At 66.3% G+C, this 17,210-nt stretch carries 13 protein-coding genes; 7 read left to right on the top strand and 6 right to left on the bottom strand.

Features of this window, described 5'->3' with window-relative positions; genetic code table 11:
* The first annotated feature begins 118 nt into the window (after positions 1 to 118).
* A complete protein-coding gene (locus IHE57_RS02375) occupies positions 119 to 502 on the top strand; it encodes a MerR family transcriptional regulator (RefSeq protein WP_209324163.1) in 384 nt (127 codons plus the stop codon).
* A gap of 159 nt (positions 503 to 661) precedes the next feature.
* Here the strand turns inward: IHE57_RS02375 and IHE57_RS02370 are convergent, their stop codons facing one another.
* Together IHE57_RS02370 and IHE57_RS02365 are read right to left on the bottom strand one after the other, a co-directional pair.
* Positions 662 to 1,930, bottom strand: coding sequence for an alpha-hydroxy acid oxidase (locus IHE57_RS02370; RefSeq protein WP_209324006.1), 1,269 nt, complete (start codon positions 1,928 to 1,930; stop codon positions 662 to 664).
* A gap of 133 nt (positions 1,931 to 2,063) precedes the next feature.
* Complete coding sequence (locus tag IHE57_RS02365) at positions 2,064 to 3,752, bottom strand: L-lactate permease (protein ID WP_209324007.1); 1,689 nt, start codon at positions 3,750 to 3,752, stop codon at positions 2,064 to 2,066.
* Between the two features lie 222 nt (positions 3,753 to 3,974).
* On the opposite strand from IHE57_RS02365, the gene IHE57_RS02360 reads away from it, so the two are divergent.
* Positions 3,975 to 4,760, top strand: coding sequence for a FadR/GntR family transcriptional regulator (locus IHE57_RS02360; protein ID WP_209370524.1), 786 nt, complete (start codon positions 3,975 to 3,977; stop codon positions 4,758 to 4,760).
* A gap of 93 nt (positions 4,761 to 4,853) precedes the next feature.
* Here the strand turns inward: IHE57_RS02360 and IHE57_RS02355 are convergent, their stop codons facing one another.
* The 3 genes from IHE57_RS02355 to IHE57_RS02345 form a co-directional block, all read right to left on the bottom strand.
* On the bottom strand, positions 4,854 to 5,987 hold the full coding sequence (locus IHE57_RS02355) for a CobW family GTP-binding protein (protein ID WP_209324009.1): 1,134 nt from the start codon (positions 5,985 to 5,987) through the stop codon (positions 4,854 to 4,856).
* A 38-nt stretch (positions 5,988 to 6,025) separates the two neighbouring features.
* Positions 6,026 to 6,697, bottom strand: a complete 672-nt coding sequence (locus IHE57_RS02350; RefSeq protein WP_209324010.1) for a GntR family transcriptional regulator — start codon at positions 6,695 to 6,697, stop codon at positions 6,026 to 6,028.
* A 251-nt stretch (positions 6,698 to 6,948) separates the two neighbouring features.
* On the bottom strand, positions 6,949 to 7,101 hold the full coding sequence (locus tag IHE57_RS02345; RefSeq protein WP_209370522.1) for a hypothetical protein: 153 nt from the start codon (positions 7,099 to 7,101) through the stop codon (positions 6,949 to 6,951).
* Positions 7,102 to 7,150: 49 nt separating this feature from the next.
* Here IHE57_RS02345 and IHE57_RS02340 point away from each other — a divergent pair, with 49 nt between their 5' ends.
* On the top strand, positions 7,151 to 8,752 hold the full coding sequence (locus IHE57_RS02340) for an APC family permease (protein ID WP_209370519.1): 1,602 nt from the start codon (positions 7,151 to 7,153) through the stop codon (positions 8,750 to 8,752).
* Between the two features lie 87 nt (positions 8,753 to 8,839).
* Positions 8,840 to 9,196, top strand: coding sequence for a hypothetical protein (locus IHE57_RS02335; RefSeq protein WP_209324012.1), 357 nt, complete (start codon positions 8,840 to 8,842; stop codon positions 9,194 to 9,196).
* Here IHE57_RS02335 and mobA read toward each other — a convergent pair.
* Positions 9,177 to 10,130 (bottom strand): molybdenum cofactor guanylyltransferase, encoded by a 954-nt coding sequence (gene mobA / locus IHE57_RS02330; RefSeq protein ID WP_209324013.1) that lies wholly within the window; start codon positions 10,128 to 10,130, stop codon positions 9,177 to 9,179. The genes IHE57_RS02335 and mobA overlap by 20 nt on opposite strands.
* Before the next feature lie 208 nt (positions 10,131 to 10,338).
* Between mobA and IHE57_RS02325 the strand changes: the two genes are divergently transcribed.
* The 3 genes from IHE57_RS02325 to narH all read left to right on the top strand — a co-directional run bounded on the left by IHE57_RS02325 (position 10,339) and on the right by narH (position 17,209).
* Positions 10,339 to 11,694 carry an MFS transporter gene (locus IHE57_RS02325; protein ID WP_209324014.1) on the top strand — a complete coding sequence of 452 codons (1,356 nt, stop codon included), beginning with the start codon at positions 10,339 to 10,341 and terminating at the stop codon, positions 11,692 to 11,694.
* Entirely contained in the window at positions 11,691 to 15,494 is a 3,804-nt protein-coding gene (locus tag IHE57_RS02320) for a nitrate reductase subunit alpha (RefSeq protein WP_436627474.1), read from the top strand. Before IHE57_RS02325 ends, IHE57_RS02320 begins: the two co-directional genes overlap by 4 nt.
* A gap of 62 nt (positions 15,495 to 15,556) precedes the next feature.
* Complete coding sequence (gene narH, locus IHE57_RS02315; protein ID WP_209324015.1) at positions 15,557 to 17,209, top strand: nitrate reductase subunit beta; 1,653 nt, start codon at positions 15,557 to 15,559, stop codon at positions 17,207 to 17,209.
* The last annotated feature ends 1 nt before the right edge of the window (position 17,210 follow it).

Here is a 17,210-nt window from a genome sequence, read left to right as displayed (position 1 = left end):
TCGGCATGGCCCCACATCACGTGGGAGGTGAGAACCGGGAACGAGCCGCGCTGTCATACGGGCGCTGAACCCAACCTTAACGTAACGTAAAGGTTGCCGCGAAATGAGGGGAGTGTCGATGCCCGAGACCGGAATGATGCACATCGGAGAGCTGGCTGAACGCACAGGGCTGTCGTTGCGGACGATTCGCCACTACGACCAGATAGGCCTGCTGACTCCTTCGGGCAGGTCGGCGGGAGGTTTCCGCCTCTACACGGAAGACGATCATGACCAGCTGATGCTGATTCGCAGGATGAAGCCGCTGGGATATTCGCTGGAGCAGATGGGCGACCTGCTCCGGGCGCTGGAGAGTGCACGCGGGAGCGATTCCTCAAGTGCCGATGGAGCGAATGAGCTGACGCAGTTTCTCGATGATGCTCACGAACGTCGCGACAGACTTGCACAGCAGCTCGCCGCCGCCGACGAATTCATCGATCAGCTCAACTCAAGAATTGTTCGGTGATCCGAGCAGAGCCGTACAAGGCAGAAGGCATCTCTCTGGCATCCGGAGCTTCCCCAGGGACAGACAGAGTCTTTCGGGCAGACAGAGATCGGCCGGTGTCGATGATCATGCGATCCTGCGACACCGGCCGACCTGTTCGTCAGATGCTCGGCACGCAGCTCAGCCCCGGGCGGGGCGAGAGCCGATGATCTCGGCCCTGTCGTCGCGATCGAACTGCCGCAGCTGGGTCACATGAGCGGGGTTGAGCTCAGAGACATCGGCGACCTGCAGCAGACGCATGGTGCGTTCGACCTGTTCGCCGAGGATCCCGATCGTCCGATCCGCACCTTCCCGGCCGCCGGCCATGAGTCCGTAGAGATAAGCACGGCCGATGAGCGTGAAGTCGGCTCCGAGGGCCAGCGCGGCGACGATATCGGCACCGTTGCGGATGCCGGTGTCGATGATGATCTCCACGTCCTTGCCGATCTCGCGGGCCACCTCGGGCAGGAGTTCGAACGGCACAGGTGCGCGGTCGAGCTGACGCCCACCATGGTTGGACAGCACGATCGAGTCGACGCCGAGATCGGCGAGCCTCTTCGCGTCCTCGAGCGTCTGCACGCCCTTGACGGAGAATTTGCCGGGCCACATGGCTCGGATCTCGGCGAGGTCCTCGAAGTCGATGGAGGGGTCCATCGCCGAGTCGAGCAGCTCGCCGACCGTGCCGCCGGTCTCGGACAGGGAAGCGAATTCGAGCTTCGGGGTGGTCAGGAAGTCCCACCACCACCAGGGGCGGGGGATGGCGTTGAGGATCGTCTGCGGGGTCAGCTGCGGCGGAATGGAGAAGCCGTTGCGGGTGTCGCGCAGTCGGGCACCGGCCACGGGGGCGTCGACGGTGAAGAACAGGGTGTCGAACCCGGCGTTCTTCGCCCGCTCGACGAGGCCGTAGGAGATGTCGCGCTGCTTCATGACATAGAGCTGGAACCAGTTCCGGCCGTGCGGATTGGCCTTCTTCACGTCCTCGATCGAGGTCGTGCCCAGCGTCGAGAGAGTGAATGGGATGCCGGCGGCACCGGCCGCGGAGGCTCCGGCGATCTCGCCTTCGGTCTGCATCAGTCGGGTGAAGCCGGTCGGGGCGATGCCGAAGGGCAGGGCCGAGCTGCCGCCCATGATCTGGGTGCTCGTGTCGACGTTGGTGACGTCCTTGAGGATCGAGGGGTGGAACTCGATGTCCTGGAAGGACTGCATCGAGCGCGCCATCGAGATCTCTCCCTCGGCCGCACCGTCGGTGTAGTCGAACGCCGCGGCAGGCGTGCGCCGCTTGGCGATCCGACGCAGGTCCTCGATCGTCAGAGCGTTCTCCAGACGGCGCCTCTTCGGATCGAGTTCGAACTTCTTGAACTTCATCAGATCGAAGATCTCGGACGGCTGAGGGATCTGCCTCTTGACCATGGTGCATCGCTCCTTGCTGTTGCAATTGGGGTTGTTCGGTATGTGGGGCTGTCGATGATGTGCGGGGCTGCTGTGGCGCGGCTGTTCTGCCTCAGGGTCTGAGCCGCAGGCCCCACGGCTCAGACCGCGGCCCTCAGGTCGATGGGACCATCCAGGACAGGATCGTCGACTGGAGCCCGACGAGCAGGCACATCAGGACGAGCATGCCGAGTGACCATCCGATGACCCGGCGGAAGATCGACGCCTCCCTGCCGAGCAGGCCGACGGCGGTCGCCGCGATCGTGAGGTTCTGCGGGCTGACCATCTTGCCGAGGACGCCGCCGGAGCTGTTGGCCGCCACCAGCAGCAGCGGATTGAGGCCGGCTTCGTGCGCCGCCGTCTGCTGCAGTGTCGCGAACAGGGCGTTGGCCGACGTGTCCGAGCCCGTGACGGCCGTGCCCAGCCAGCCGAGGATCGGCGAGAGGAAGGCGAAGAAGGCTCCGGTGCCGGCGATCCAGGTGCCGATCGTGATGGTCTGACCCGACAGGTTCATCACATAGGCCAGCGCGAGCACCGAACCGACCGTGAGAATCGAGAATCGCATCTTGACGACGTTGACGACGAAGACGTCGAGCGCCTCCTTGGCCGTCATCCGGTAGACGATGGCGACGATGATGCCGGAGATGAGCAGCAGCGTTCCCGGCGACGACAGCCATTGGAAGTTGTAGATCGTGCTCGCCGACGCCTCCCCGGCGGAGGTGAGGAGCCTTCCGTCGAGACCGGGCCACGGGATCTGCACATCGGTGGAGGCCAGCCAGCTGTTCAGAGCGGGAACGAGCTTGGCCACTGAGAAGATCACGATCACGAGGAGATAGGGGAAGAGCGCGAGGAAGACGCGGGAGCCGGTCAGAGGCGCGGTCGTCTTCTCGACATCGGTCGCGACCGCCGCTGCCGCTCCCCCGGCGTCGGGGGCATCGGCGCCTTCGTGCTCACGCTCGTCGGCCATGCGGTCGAGGGCGTCCTGTCCGCCCTTCGGCTTCCAGAAGCGCAGCATCACGACGACGGCGGCGAGGCCGACCAACGAGGCGATGATGTCGGTGAGCTCGACCGAGAGGAAGTTCGAGGAGATGTACTGAGCGAAACCGAACACGACGCCGACGACCAGCGCCAGCGGCCAGATCTGGCGCAGTCCGCGACGCCCGTCGACGAGCATCACGAGGAAGAGCGGAACGATCGCGGCCAGGAACGGGGTCTGGTGACCGACCATGGCACCGATGTCCTGGTAGTCGATTCCGGTCAGCGTGCCGGCGGTGATGATCGGGATGGCGATGGCCCCGAAGGCCACGGGAGCGGTGTTGGCCACGAGGACGACGACGGCGGCGCGCATGGCAGTGAATCCCACGGCCACGAGCATGACGCCGGTGATCGCCACAGGGGCGCCGAATCCGGCGAGCGCCTCGAGGAGACCGCCGAAGCAGAAGGCGATGATGATGGCCTGGATGCGCGGATCATCGGAGATGACGTTGATGACCAGCCGCAGATCTTCGAAATGCCCCGAGCGCACGGTGAGTTCGTAGAGCCAGATCGCGGTGATGACGATCCACATGATCGGGAACAGACCGAAGGCGAAGCCCTGCGTCGCCGACAGTCCGGCCAGCCCGATCGGCATCCCGTAGGCGGCGATCGCGACGATGAGAGCGACTGCCACAGCGGACAGACCGGCCCAGTGGGCTTTCCACTTGAGCGCGCCGAGCGTGATGAAGATCGTGAGCAGGGGCAGGATCGCCAACAGAGACGACCACAGCAGGCTGTCGGCGACCGGCGCGATTTCGGGTGTGTACATGAACTCTCCAACACAGCCGGCGCTTGCCCACGTTGAGACGGCTCCCCTGTGAACGCGCTCCGAACTCGAATAGTTTCAGCATGGCCTTTATGAGGTCAGACCATTAATCTGAGCATAGAACCGGTCTGTGAACTGCGTCAAGAGCCGCCTGGAGAACAGATGCGAACGGATCGAGAGGAATTGCGAGAAGGGACGTGACATGATGACCCGGTGGGAACGACCATGAGTGACGATGACGCCGAGACACGATCGGCGCGATCCCCCGGCGCCGAGGCGACCGCGGGCCCGACATGGAGACCGGTGTCCCGAGCGAACACCTATGAGCTGGTCATCGATGCGATCGAGGAGCAGATCGTGGCCGGCTCGCTGACCGTCGGCTACCCTCTGCCGGCCGAGCGCGATCTCGCGAGCAAGCTCGGCGTCAGCCGCGCGAGCGTCCGCGAGGCACTGCGTGTCCTCGAGAGCCTCGGCGTGGTCCGATCCTCCGGCGGTTCCGGGCGGGGTGCGGGCACCTTCATCGCCGCGATGCCCTCGGCCGCGCTCACCCGCTTCCTCCGCCTCCACGTGGCCTTGACCAACTTCAGCCTCAGCGACGTCACGGAGACGCGCATCCAGCTCGAGCGCTCCAGCGCCGTCCTCGCGGCCGCCCGCGCCGGTGAGGACGCCCTCGCCGCGATCAACGCTCAGCTGGCGATGATGGACACCCCCGGGATCAGCCTCGAGGTCTTCAACGATGCTGACACCGCGTTCCACGTCGCCATCGCACAGGCGGCGGGCAATCAGCTGTTCTCCGATCTCACGGGAGCGATCCGCACGTCGCTGCGCACCTCGATCTTCGCGGCGTTCAATCGGATCGAGGACCAACAGGGCCTCATGTCCGAGCTGCAGGCTCAGCATCGGGCGATCATGGCTGCGATCGTCGCCGGTGACACCGAGGAGGCGGCGAGGCTGACCGAGGAGCACATCCGCTTCGCCGCTTCGGAGCTTCCCGGCCTCTCCGACGACTGAACGCGGACAAGGAACCGTGAGCCTCCCGCTGTCAGCGCCCAGGCTCGCAGACCGTCGCCTCAGTCATAGGAGCCGGTCGACCGCGGGAGCCGGTCAGCTGTGGAGACGCACGTGGTGACGCAGCCGCTCCACGCCGGTACCGAGTGAGTTCCCATCGTCCTCATCCGGCGCGAGCGCACCGTGCAGCCGACGGCGAACCGCAGCCTCGTCGAAGTCTTCGCCGATGACGACGAGGACGCTTCCCGAATCGGCAGCACCTTCCCGACGCCGGCCGTCGGCGACGTAGACGTTCGGGCCGACCGCCTGCACGCCGAACGTCAGCCACCGACCCCGTTCCCGGGTGCGCACCGTCCCCTTGACTCGGTACACCCCCGGCGGCAGGTCCTCGACGAAGTCCATCACGGCGTCGGGGTCGGCGGGACCGGTGCCGGTGACCGTCACCGACTGGGCATGCCGGTGCGGCACCGGCTCTTCGTCCTCCCCGGTCTGCTCGACCGCGGCCTCCGCATAGGCCTGGCGCAGCAGCTCGCGGATCGGCAGCTCGGGCTGGATCGCCTCCTCGCCTGCTCCACTCCCGCCTCGGCGCCGGTCGCGCAGTTCGCGCTCCCCCTCCCCCGGATCGAAGATCAGGGCGGGATCGAGGCGGGCATGGCACGTGCCGATGACGATCACGCGCGGATTGCGCTGATGGACACGGGCCCGGATCGCTTCGACCGCGGCTTCGCGATCGGCGACGGGAAGCTGGTCGAGCTTGTTGACCAGCACCAGCGTCGTGGCCGCGTAGCGCAGCGGCGGGAGGTGCGACGTGTCGACGGTTCGGAAGTGCATGGCGGCGTCGACGACGTCGATGACCCCGCCGAGGTGGAAGCGGTGACGGCCCATGCGCGTGACCATCCGCGCCAGGGTCAGGGGCTCGGCGAAACCGCTGGCTTCGACGATGATCGCGTCCAGGCGCAGTTCCGGGTCCGTCATCGCCACCAGCGCGTCCTCGAGTGAGGAGTCATCAGTCAGGCAGCAGACACACCCTCCGGAGATCGAGAACGGCTCGTCGACCTGCCCGACGACGAGGCCGGCGTCGATGTTGAGCTCACCGAAATCGTTGACCACGACACCGATGCGGGCATCGGGGTGGCGCAGCAGGTGGTTGAGCAGACTCGTCTTCCCAGCGCCGAGGTAGCCGGTGAGCAGGATGACCGGCACCGCTTCCCTGAATCTGCGTCCGCCCATGTCGCCTCCCACTGTGCTCGCCGTTTCGGCCACCCATGCTAACGCTCTTCACCATTCCGATCCCGCGCGAACATCTCCGGGTGGGCCTCGACGAGCCTGCGGGTATGGCGGATGTGGGCCGCCATGATCGCCTCGGCGGAGTCGACGTCGCCGAGCTCGAGCGCACGGAGGATCATCCGATGCTCGGCGACGATGTCCTCGCGTCGACGGCTCACCTCGGGGCTGAGCAGACGGCGGCGGTAGTAGTGGCTGAGATTCCACAGATGGTCGACAGTCTCGCTCAGCCGCAGGGTGCCGGGGACGGCCATGACTGCGCGGTGGAACTCGCGGTCGGCCTCAAGGAAATCGCCGGGCGAAGCCGCCTGCTCGACGACCTCGGCGAGCTGGTCGAACTCCGCGATCGACTCCTGAGTGTGCGTCGGCATCGCCAATGACAGCAGCAGCGGCTCGAGGCGTTCGCGCATGAGGTAGATCTCGCGGCATTCTTCGAGGCTCAACTCGGTCACCCAGGCTCCCGTCGATGCCACCAAGGTCACGAGCCCCGAGGATTCGAGGATGCGCAGGGCCTCGCGGATCGGGATTCGGCTGACACCGAACTCCGCGGCGACCTCCTCCTGCCGGATGCGGTCTCCCGGCTGCAGTCCGCCGCCGATGATTCGGGCCCGCAGCTCAGCCGCGATCGCAGCGCTGCGAGCAGGATCATGTGCCATTGCCCGTCCTCCCTCCGTCTTCCGCTCAGAAGCCTATCCTCTGCGCGACTCGCCGGCCGGAGAAAAAATCGCAACCCAATTGCAACCGACCTCTATGACGAGGATCCCCTCTGATCGCATCCTGTGAGAATTCCAGGAGATTGGATCCGATCTGCCAGGCGCCCTTGTCTCCGATATGCGCAATTCAGGCAAACGCGCCAATGGTGCGAACAATCATTGGATCCAATTCCGCCCGGAGAATGACGCGCCCTTCAAAACTGAGTATCCGTGCTGGTCATCTGGTGTATATGGAGACGGCTGATGCGACCCCAAAAAGGCCGAATCGTGATTGACATCACCATCGGGCGGGCGCACACTTCAACAGTCGAAAACGGTTTCACAATCGAAAGGGCGATGATGTCCATTTTGAATCCCCCGACCTCCGGGCCTGCGGCGTCCGGATCGGGCCGGCCGATGAAGGTCGACGTTCGCGCCGACAAAGGACTGAAGAGGGATATCGGGAAGATCGGCCTGCTCTTCACCGGAGTCGGTTCGATCATCGGCTCCGGCTGGCTGTTCGGGGCGTTCAACGCCTCGGTGATGGTCGGCCCCGCCTCACTGGTCTCCTGGGCCCTCGGCGCCGTCATGATGATCTTCGTGGCGCTCAACTACGCCGAACTCGGCGTGATGTTCCCCGTCGCCGGCGGAGTCATCCGCTTCCCGCACTTCTCCTTCGGCTCCTTCGCGTCCTTCACCAGCGGCTGGATCACCTGGCTCTCAGTCGCCGCGACCGTGCCGATCGAGGTCATGGCCGCCGTCCAGTACGCCTCGAGCTACCTTCCCTGGCTCATGCACACCGTCGACGACGTCGCCGTCCTCACCGGTCCCGGCATCGCGCTCATGCTCGTCTTCAGCGTCATCAACCTCTACGGCGTCTCGCTCTTCGCGCGCTTCAACAACGTCCTCGTGTGGTGGAAGCTCGCCGTCATCCTGCTCGTCATCGTCGTGTTCTTCGTCCTCGCGTTCAACCCGGGCCACTTCACCTCGCAGCAGTTCGGCGGCTTCGCTCCCAACGGCGTGGCCCCGATCCTGGCCGCTCTGCCCGCGGCGGGCATCGTCTTCTCCTACCTCGGCTTCCGCCAGGGCGTGGAGTTCGCCGGCGAGACGACGAACCCGCAGAAGAACGTTCCCTTCGCAGTCGTCGGCTCGATCCTCGTCACCGGCCTCATCTACATCCTGCTGCAGGCCGCTTTCATCGGGGCGCTGCCGACCGATCTGCTCAAGGACGGCTGGGCGAACCTCGCGTTCACCAACGATGCGGGCCCCTTGGCCGAGATCTCCCTGCTGCTGGGAGCCGTCTGGCTGGCCGTCATCCTCTACGGCGACGCCATCATCTCGCCGGCCGACACCGGGCTGATCTACACGGCACTGGCGCCGCGGCTGTCGTACTCGCAGGCGAAGGTCGGCAACGCGCCCCGCGCCCTGGCCAGGCTCAACAGGAACGGCATCCCCTGGGTCTCGCTGCTCGTGGTCTTCATCGTCTCCTGCATCATGTTCCTGCCGTTCCCCTCATGGGCGAAGCTCGTCGGCTTCATCACCTCGGGCACAGTCCTCTCCTTCGCCACCGGCCCAGTGGTCGTCGCGGCTCTGCGCCGTCAGCTGCCCGAGCAGGAGCGTCCGTTCAAGCTGCCCGGCGGCGACGCGCTGCCGATCATCGGCTTCATCTGTGCGAACCTCATCGTCTACTGGACCGGCTGGGAGACGAACTGGAAGCTGTTCCTCGCCGTGGCCATCGGGTATGTCGTGATGATCGCGCACCACATCTTCGCCAAGGACAAGGCCCGCCTGCCGGACCTCAAGATGCGCTCGGGCTGGTGGATGCTGCTGTGGATGGTCGGACTCGTCGTCCTCAGCTTCATCGGCCACTACGGCGGCGGCCTCGACATCATGGGATTCATCGTCGGTGAGATCGTCACGGTGGTCTTCTCGATCATCGTCTTCTACGTCGGCATCGCCTGCCGCCTCACTCCCGAAGAGGCCGTCGAAGCCGTGGAGCAGACTCAGATCGACGACTGATCCTCGCCTCTGGTCGATTAGTCACGGCCGAAACCGCCTGCCCGCCACCGGCCCCTGCGCTAGGGTCGGTGGCCAAGGAGGGACGATATGCCGATGGACTACTCACCGGGCCGCATCGCGGCGATGACGGACGAACTCCTCGCCGCCGCGCAGACACTTGGAGTTCCCCTCCCGGAGGCGGAGTCCCCCGCCGAACTCGTCACGGTGCTGCTGGACGCCAGCGCCCGCTGGTCGGCAGAGACGGGGACCCGGGCCTCCGGGCCCTTCGGGACCTTTCTCGCCGGCTGCGTCGCCGGTGCGGACGAGGACGACCACGGTCTTGCCTTCGTCGACGGACTCGTCGGCGGCCGCGGCCACGGCCACGAGCCCGGGCTGGGGGCCCGACCCGGTGCCTCGTCCGGACTCAGCGCCGGGGCCGAGGATCTCAGCGCCGGGGCCGAGTGAGGATCTCCTCCACCTGAGCCAGCGCCTCGGCGACCGAGGCGCGGTCGTCCCCCGGCGCCGCGGCGTGGAGTCTGCCGGCGAGGAAGGCGGCGACGACCGGGCTGAGCGAAGAGTCCGAATGCTTGATGTGCGAGGCGAACTCGAGCACGGCAGCGACCTCGGCATCGGTCATCCTCGCTTCTCCCGGCAGTTCGGCCGCAGCGAGATCCCGCATCCGCAGCACCTGCTCCGGCACGGACCTGCCGCCTCGTGCAGCCTCAGCCTTCGCTGCGGCCGAGTTCGCGGGAGCGTCCGTGGCAGCCCTCTGCTCGTCCGACGCATCCGAGTGCGGAACAGCCGCATCGGCCGTGTCGATCTTCCGGGCCACGCGCTCGTACTCCTCGCGGGTGTCGAAGTCGACGATCTCCGCGGGGTCGACGTCGACCGGTGCCACGTCGAGTCCGCTGAAGAGGAGCTTGACCGCCCTGTCCCGCGTCTGGCCGATATCGGCCAGACGTCGGCGCAGCAACGCGGTGGGCCAGGCGGCACAGAGGAACTGGAGCTTGCCGCGATCATCGACGCCGGCGGCAGGCAGCTCGGTCTCCCGGCACGCGGCGATGAGCGCCCGCAGATGGGCCGGCCGCACCAGCGGCATGTCCCCGGCCAAGATCACAGTGACCTCGGAGTCACCCATCACTCGGGCAGCGGCATCGATTCCGGCCAGAGGGCCTGCGAACTCGGGCTCCTCCCGTACGCTGCCGACGGATTCCGTCTCGGCCTCCGTGAGCCCCGCGGTGGATCCGGCCACCCATACCTCGGCCTCGGGCACGGCCTCACGGACAGTGCCGAGGATCCGCGAGATCACCGTCTGCCCGCGGAGGCGGACACCGGGTTTGTGCACGCCCCCGAACCGTCGGGAGCGACCGCCGCTGAGAATCATCACCGTGATCGACATGGCTCGATCATACGCTTTTCTACCAACAGTAGAATCAGTCATGGAACCATGACCTAAATCACTTCGTGACCTCGTGAGGCCGGCTGCGACCCCCGCAGGGACGCCTCCTGTGCGCCCTCGGGATTAAACACGGTGGAAACTGTTCCACTTTCCCCTCAACTCTGCTGTGATCGGAAGCAGTCGGCACATTCGTCGAGGAGGGCAGAAGATGTCACAGCCTGAGAGGCAGCAACCAGCGACCGGCGGATCACCCGCTTCGGCCACGAACGCCCAGCGGACCCGAGCACTGGTCTTCGCGACACTCGGCTTCACCGTGACGTTTTGGGCCTGGTCGCTCATCAGCCCGCTGGGTCCGCACTTCGTCGAGGAGAAGCTCACCGATGACTCGGCGCTGCTCGTGGCCGTGCCCGTGCTCGTCGGTTCGCTGGGACGGATCGTCGTCGGAGCGCTGACAGACCGCCTCGGCGGCCGTTTCATGATGTCGTTCATCGCCCTCATCACGGTCATCCCGGTGCTCTTCGTCGGCTTCGTCGGCCAGTACAACTACGCCACGCTCATCGTCGGCGGATTCTTCCTCGGCGTCGCCGGCACGAGCTTCGCCGTCGGCGTCCCCTACGTCAACCGCTGGTTCCCCAAGGAATCCCGCGGTTCGGCCATCGGCGTCTACGGCATGGGCATGGGCGGCACTGCGATCGCGGCCTTCACCACGGTTCCCCTGCACAACATCTGGCCGCAGCTTCCCTTCGTGGTCGCCGCCGTCGTGCTCATCGTCTACGCGGTGCTGGCCTTCACGATGATGCGCAATCCGCCCGACTGGCAGCCCGTGCGCCAGAGCCTCATCGCCACCCTGGGGCAGACCCTGTCGGTGAAGCTGACCTGGCAGGCCGCCTACCTCTACGCTCTCGCCTTCGGCGGCTATGTCGCGTTCTCCGTCTACCTGCCGACCTTCCTCAACAACGACTACGACCTCGAACCCGCCGACGCATCCCTGCGCATGGCCGGCTTCGTCATCGTCGCCGTCGTCGCCCGTCCGTTGGGCGGCGTCCTCTCCGACCGCCTCGGCGCGGTGAAGACACTCGGCGTGGCCTATTCGCTCATCGCCATCTGCGCCATCGCACTGTCCTTCCATCCCTTGGAGTTCATCGTCTACACCTCCGAGTTCATCGCCATGTCGGCGGGATTCGGGCTGGCTTCCGGCGCGACCTTCGCTCTCATCGCCCAGCGCTCGGACCCCTCCCGGGTCGGCTCGATCACCGGCTTCGTCGGCGCCGCCGGCGGACTGGGCGGATTCGTCCCGCCGCTCCTGCTGGGAGCGATGTGGTCGGCGACCCACGACTACTCCCTCGGGCTGCTGCTGCTCGCCGGCTTCACGGTGATCGCCCTCCTCATCACACTCTGGATCGGCACGAACCCGCCGGCGACGCCGCCGGCCGAAGCCGCGACCGCCGGCGGCACCGCCGCTGCCTCCGCGCCCGGCACCGGCTCGAGCGCCGAACATGCCGCGGCCGACAGCGGCCCCACGAAGCCACGTATCAGCGACGACGACAAGGAGACACGGTCATGACCACCGAGAACATGGCGCAGGGCAGGGACCAGCACACGCCCGCGGAGTCCTCGGTGCCGAGGACCGACCGTCCGGGCACCGACAACTCGCTGATGGACGCCCTCATCGGCAGCCGGAAGTTCTTCACTCCCCGGGCCACGATGAGCGAGGACAAGCGCGAGCTGCATCTCAAAGGCGGCCGCCAGGGCGATTCCTTCTACCGCAACCGCTGGTCGCACGACAAGGTCGTCCGTTCCACCCACGGCGTCAACTGCACCGGTTCGTGCTCGTGGCACGTCTATGTCAAGGACGGGCTGATCACCTGGGAGTCCCAGGCCACGGACTATCCCAGCGCGGGTCCCGATATGCCTGAATACGAACCGCGCGGCTGTCCTCGCGGCGCTTCCTTCTCCTGGTACACCTACTCCCCCACCCGCGTCCGCTACCCCTATGTCCGCGGCGCCCTGCTGCGCCTGTTCCGCGAGGCCAAAGCCGCCAACGGACACGACCCGGTGCTGGCCTGGAAGTCCATCGTCGAGGACCCGGTCAAAGCCCGCCGCTACAAGTCCGTGCGCGGCAAGGGCGGACTCGTGCGCGCCACCTGGGCCGAGGCCGTCGAGATCGTCGCCGCCGCCTATGTGTACACCGTGAAATACCTCGGACCCGACCGCACCACCGGCTTCTCCCCCATTCCCGCCATGAGCCCGGTCTCCTTCTCCTCCGGTGCCCGCTTCCATCAGCTCATCGGCGGCTCGATGCTCTCCTTCTACGACTGGTACGCCGATCTGCCCCCGGCATCCCCTCAGGTCTTCGGCGATCAGACCGACGTGCCCGAATCCGGGGACTGGTGGAACTCCTCGTACCTGATGATGTGGGGCTCGAACGTCCCGATGACCCGGACCCCCGACGCACATTGGATGGCCGAGGCCCGCTACCACGGGCAGAAGGTCATCTCGATCGCTCCGGACTACGCGGAAAACGTGAAGTTCGCCGACGAGTGGCTGGCACCAGCCACCGGCACGGACGGCGCCCTGGCGATGGCGATGGGCCACGTCATCCTCAAAGAGTTCTTCGTCGATGCGAAGACCGAGTACTTCGATGGCTATGTCCGCAAGTACACGGACCTGCCGTTCATCGTCGAGCTCGAACCCGGTGAGGACGGCATCCACTCACCCGGACGCTTCGTCACCGCAGCAGACCTCGGCAGCAGCGCCACCGCCGAGGCGGACACCGAGGACGCGGACTTCAAGCCCGCCGTCTGGGACCGCCGCACGGGCGGTCCCGCGATCCCCAACGGCACCCTGGGCCATCGATTCGCAGCCGATGGCGAGGGCAAGTGGAACCTCGACCTCGAGGACATCGACCCGGCGCTGTCGATCGCCGAGGCAACCACGGATGAGGGCGGAACCATCGGTTCCGGTGAGACCGCCGAGATCCGGCTGCCGCGCTTCGACACCGCCGCGCAGGGCCAGATCGACGAGGTCGTGCGCGGAGTCCCCGTCCGCCGCCTCGGCGACCGGCTCGTGACGACGGTCTTCGATCTGCTCCTGGCCGAGTACGGGGTGCCCCGCGAGGGGCTGCCGGGCCAGTGGCCGGCAGACTACGAGGACGCCACCAGTCCTCACACGCCCGCCTGGCAGGAAGCCATCACCGGAGTGCCTTGGCAGGCGGCGGCGCGCATCGCCCGCGAGTTCGCAGCCAATGCCCGCGATTCGCACGGGCGGTCGATGATCATCATGGGTGCGGGCACGAACCACTGGTTCCACTCCGATCAGACCTACCGGACCTTCCTCACCCTGACCACCCTGTGCGGCACGCAGGGTGTCAACGGCGGTGGCTGGGCCCACTACGTCGGGCAGGAGAAGATCCGTCCCTTCACCGGCTGGCTCCACCTGGCCAACGCACTCGACTGGGTGCGGCCGCCGCGGCAGATGACGCAGACGACGTACTGGTACATGCACTCGGACCAATGGCGCTACGACCAGTTCGGGGCCGACATGCTCTCCGCGCGGGCCGGGCAGGGCAAGTTCGACGGCATGTCGACCGCCGACGCCGTCGCCCAGGCCACGCGGTTGGGCTGGCAGCCGTACTATCCGACCTTCGACGCCAACCCGCTCGAACTCACCGAGGAGGCCGCACGGGCCGGCAAATCGAGCGCCGACCACGTCGTCGACGAGCTCAAGAGCGGACGTCTGCGCTTCGCGGCCGAGGATCCGGACGCGGAGAACAACTACCCGCGGATCTGGTCGATGTGGCGGGCGAACACGCTCGGCTCCTCGGCGAAGGGCGATCAGTACTTCCTCAAGCACCTCCTCGGCGTCGACAACTCGGTCAGTGCCGAGGAGACGCCCGAGAACCTGCGTCCGCGCGACGTCGCCTGGCGGGATGAGGCGCCCGAGGGCAAGATCGACCTGCTGCTCACGCTCGACTTCCGGATGACGACGACGACGCTGCACTCGGACGTCATCCTGCCCGCGGCGACCTGGTACGAGAAGCACGACCTGTCGACGACGGACATGCACCCCTTCGTCAACACCTTCAATCCCGCGATCTCCACACCCTGGCAGTCCCGCAACGATTGGGAGACCTGGGCGACGATCGCGGAGAAGTTCTCCGAGCTCGCCCGCACCCACCTTGGCACGCGCAAAGACATCGTGGCTCAACCGCTGCAGCACGACAGCCCGGATGCGCTGAACACCCCCCACGGCCGGGTCAAGGACTGGAAGTTCGGCGAATGCGAGCCCGTCCCCGGCAAGACGATGCCGAAGCTCGTCGAGGTCGAACGCGACTACACGGCCATCCACGACCAGTACACGACGATCGGCCCGCTGCTGGAGTCGCAGGGCATGAACGCCCGCGGCATCCGCTACAACGTCGACCATCACGTCGAACGGCTGCGCCGACTCAACGGAGTCGCGACCAAGGGCGCCGGCAAGGGGCAGCCGCGCCTGGACTCCGACCGGCGCGCCGCGGACTACATCCTCGGCCTGTCCGGGACGACCAACGGGCTCATGGCCACTGAAGGGTTCACCACCCTCGAGCGGCGCACCGGGCAGAGGCTGGCCGATCTGGCCGCCGAGCATGAGGGCAAACAGGTCTCCTTCGAGGATGCGAAGGCGGCTCCCGTGCCCGTCATCACCTCCCCGGAGTGGTCGGGCTCCGAATCCGGCGGCCGCCGCTACTCGCCGTTCACCATCAACGTCGAAAGGCTCAAGCCCTGGCATACGCTGACCGGGCGCTACCAGTTCTACATCGATCACGACTGGTTCCTCGAGATGGGCGACGCCCTGCCGACGTTCCGACCGCCCCTGGACATGAACGCTCTGTTCGGCGAACCGCAGATCGGCGAGTCGGACGGCACCTCGATCGCCGTGCGCTACCTCACCCCGCACAACAAGTGGGCGATCCACTCGATGTACCAGGAGAACTTCTTCATGATGAGCCTCGGTCGGGGCGGGCAGACGATCTGGATGAGCGTCGAGGACGCCGAGGCCGTCGGCATCGCCGACAACGACTGGATCGAGGCGATCAACCGCAACGGCGTCGTCGCCGCCCGTGCGGTCGTGTCCCACCGGATGCCGCAGGGCACGGCGTTCATGCACCACGCGCAGGAGCGCACGGTCAACGTTCCGCTCACGGAGACGACCGGACAGCGCGGAGGCATCCACAACTCCCTGACCCGGATCATGATCAAGCCGACCCACCTCGTGGGTGGGTACGGGCAGCTGTCCTTCGCATTCAACTACTACGGCCCGACAGGCAACCAGCGCGACGAGGTGACCGTGATCCGGCGTCGCACCAACCAGAACGTGGAGTACTGAACAGCGATGGCACCCACCGACGACCAGCAGCGGACACCGACTCGGGAACAGGAGGCATACTGATGAGAATCATGGCGCAGATGGCGATGGTGATGAACCTCGACAAATGCATCGGCTGCCACACGTGCTCGGTCACGTGCAAGCAGGCGTGGACGAACCGCAAGGGCACCGAATACGTGTGGTTCAACAATGTCGAGACCCGACCCGGTCAGGGTTACCCGCGCGGTTACGAGGATCAGGAGAAGTGGCAGGGCGGCTGGGCGCTGAGCAAGAACGGCCGGCTCAAGCTCAAGGCCGGCGGCAAGCTCAAGAAGCTCGCGTCCATCTTCTCGAACCCGAAGCTGCCGGGCATCGAGGACTACTACGAGCCCTGGAGCTACGAATACGACAATCTGCTCTCGGCACCCGAACAGAAGCACATCCCCACGGCACCGCCGAAGTCCCTGCTCACCGGCGAGCGCATGGACATCAAGTGGTCGGGCAACTGGGACGACGACCTGGGCGGCACCTATGCCAAGGGCGATCTCGATCCGATGCTCAAATCGATCGGGGACAAGGTCAAGCTCGAGTTCGAAGAGACCTTCATGTTCTACCTGCCCCGCATCTGCGAGCACTGCCTCAACCCCTCCTGCGTCGCCTCGTGCCCCTCGGGCGCGATCTACAAGCGCGAGGAGGACGGCATCGTCCTCGTCGACCAGGACTCCTGCCGCGGCTGGCGGATGTGCATCTCCGGCTGCCCGTACAAGAAGATCTACTTCAACCACCGCACCGGCAAAGCCGAGAAATGCACGTTCTGCTACCCGCGGATCGAGAACGGCGAACCCACCGTGTGCGCGGAGACCTGCGTCGGCCGCCTGCGCTACATCGGGCTGGTCTTCTACGATGCCGATCGTGTCACCGAGGCGGCCTCGGTGCCCGATGAGAAGGACCTCTTCGCAGCCCAGAAGGATCTCATCCTCGACCCGCACGATCCCGATGTCATGAACGCCGCCGAACAGGCGGGCATCCCCCACGACTGGATCATGGCGGCTCAGCGCTCCCCGGTGTACAAGCTCATCAAGGACTACGACCTCGCGCTGCCGCTGCATCCGGAGTACCGGACGATGCCGATGGTCTGGTACATCCCGCCGCTGTCGCCGGTCGTCGACGTGGTCAAGGACACCGGCTACGACGCGGAGAACGCGGTGAACCTCTTCGCCGCGATCGACGAGCTGCGCATCCCCATCGAGTACCTCGCGAACCTCTTCACCGCCGGGGACACCGATGTCGTGGCCGATGTGCTCCGGCGCATGGCGGCCATGCGAGCGTTCATGCGCGACATCAACATGGGTGTCGAACCCGATCAGCGCATCCCGCACTCGGTGGGCATGGAGCCCGAGGAGATGGAGGACATGTACCGGCTGCTGGCGATCGCGAAGTACGACGAACGCTACGTCATCCCCGCCGGTCACTCGGAGCAGGCACACAGCCTCGAGGGCATCGGCTCCGACTGCCCGCTCAACGCCGAAGGCGGGCCCGGGATGAGCGAGATGCCCGACATCGCCTCCAGGGGCTTCGCGGGCACCTCCGGGATGTCGGACCCGCTGGCCGAACGCAGCGCCGAGGACGAGGGAGAACGCTCGCATCTGCGCGGTCGGCTCAACCTGCTCAACTGGGACGGGAAGGGACGTCCGACCGGGCTGTTCCCGACCATCGACGGACCGGCCGGAGCCTGAG

This window comes from Brevibacterium renqingii (genome assembly GCF_017808105.1).
In the GTDB taxonomy this organism is placed as follows: domain Bacteria; phylum Actinomycetota; class Actinomycetes; order Actinomycetales; family Brevibacteriaceae; genus Brevibacterium; species Brevibacterium renqingii.
This window is presented reverse-complemented; position numbering and strand designations above follow the sequence as displayed.

Bases quoted from the DNA above. Each gene is read 5' to 3' on its own strand.
- IHE57_RS02375 (WP_209324163.1), top strand. From the start codon at position 119: ATGCCCGAGACCGGAATGATGCACATCGGAGAGCTGGCTGAACGCACA.
- IHE57_RS02370 (WP_209324006.1), bottom strand. From the start codon at position 1,930: ATGGTCAAGAGGCAGATCCCTCAGCCGTCCGAGATCTTCGATCTGATG.
- IHE57_RS02365 (WP_209324007.1), bottom strand. From the start codon at position 3,752: ATGTACACACCCGAAATCGCGCCGGTCGCCGACAGCCTGCTGTGGTCG.
- IHE57_RS02360 (WP_209370524.1), top strand. From the start codon at position 3,975: ATGAGTGACGATGACGCCGAGACACGATCGGCGCGATCCCCCGGCGCC.
- IHE57_RS02355 (WP_209324009.1), bottom strand. From the start codon at position 5,987: ATGGGCGGACGCAGATTCAGGGAAGCGGTGCCGGTCATCCTGCTCACC.
- IHE57_RS02350 (WP_209324010.1), bottom strand. From the start codon at position 6,697: ATGGCACATGATCCTGCTCGCAGCGCTGCGATCGCGGCTGAGCTGCGG.
- IHE57_RS02345 (WP_209370522.1), bottom strand. From the start codon at position 7,101: ATGGACATCATCGCCCTTTCGATTGTGAAACCGTTTTCGACTGTTGAA.
- IHE57_RS02340 (WP_209370519.1), top strand. From the start codon at position 7,151: ATGAAGGTCGACGTTCGCGCCGACAAAGGACTGAAGAGGGATATCGGG.
- IHE57_RS02335 (WP_209324012.1), top strand. From the start codon at position 8,840: ATGCCGATGGACTACTCACCGGGCCGCATCGCGGCGATGACGGACGAA.
- mobA (WP_209324013.1), bottom strand. From the start codon at position 10,130: ATGTCGATCACGGTGATGATTCTCAGCGGCGGTCGCTCCCGACGGTTC.
- IHE57_RS02325 (WP_209324014.1), top strand. From the start codon at position 10,339: ATGTCACAGCCTGAGAGGCAGCAACCAGCGACCGGCGGATCACCCGCT.
- IHE57_RS02320 (WP_436627474.1), top strand. From the start codon at position 11,691: ATGACCACCGAGAACATGGCGCAGGGCAGGGACCAGCACACGCCCGCG.
- narH (WP_209324015.1), top strand. From the start codon at position 15,557: ATGAGAATCATGGCGCAGATGGCGATGGTGATGAACCTCGACAAATGC.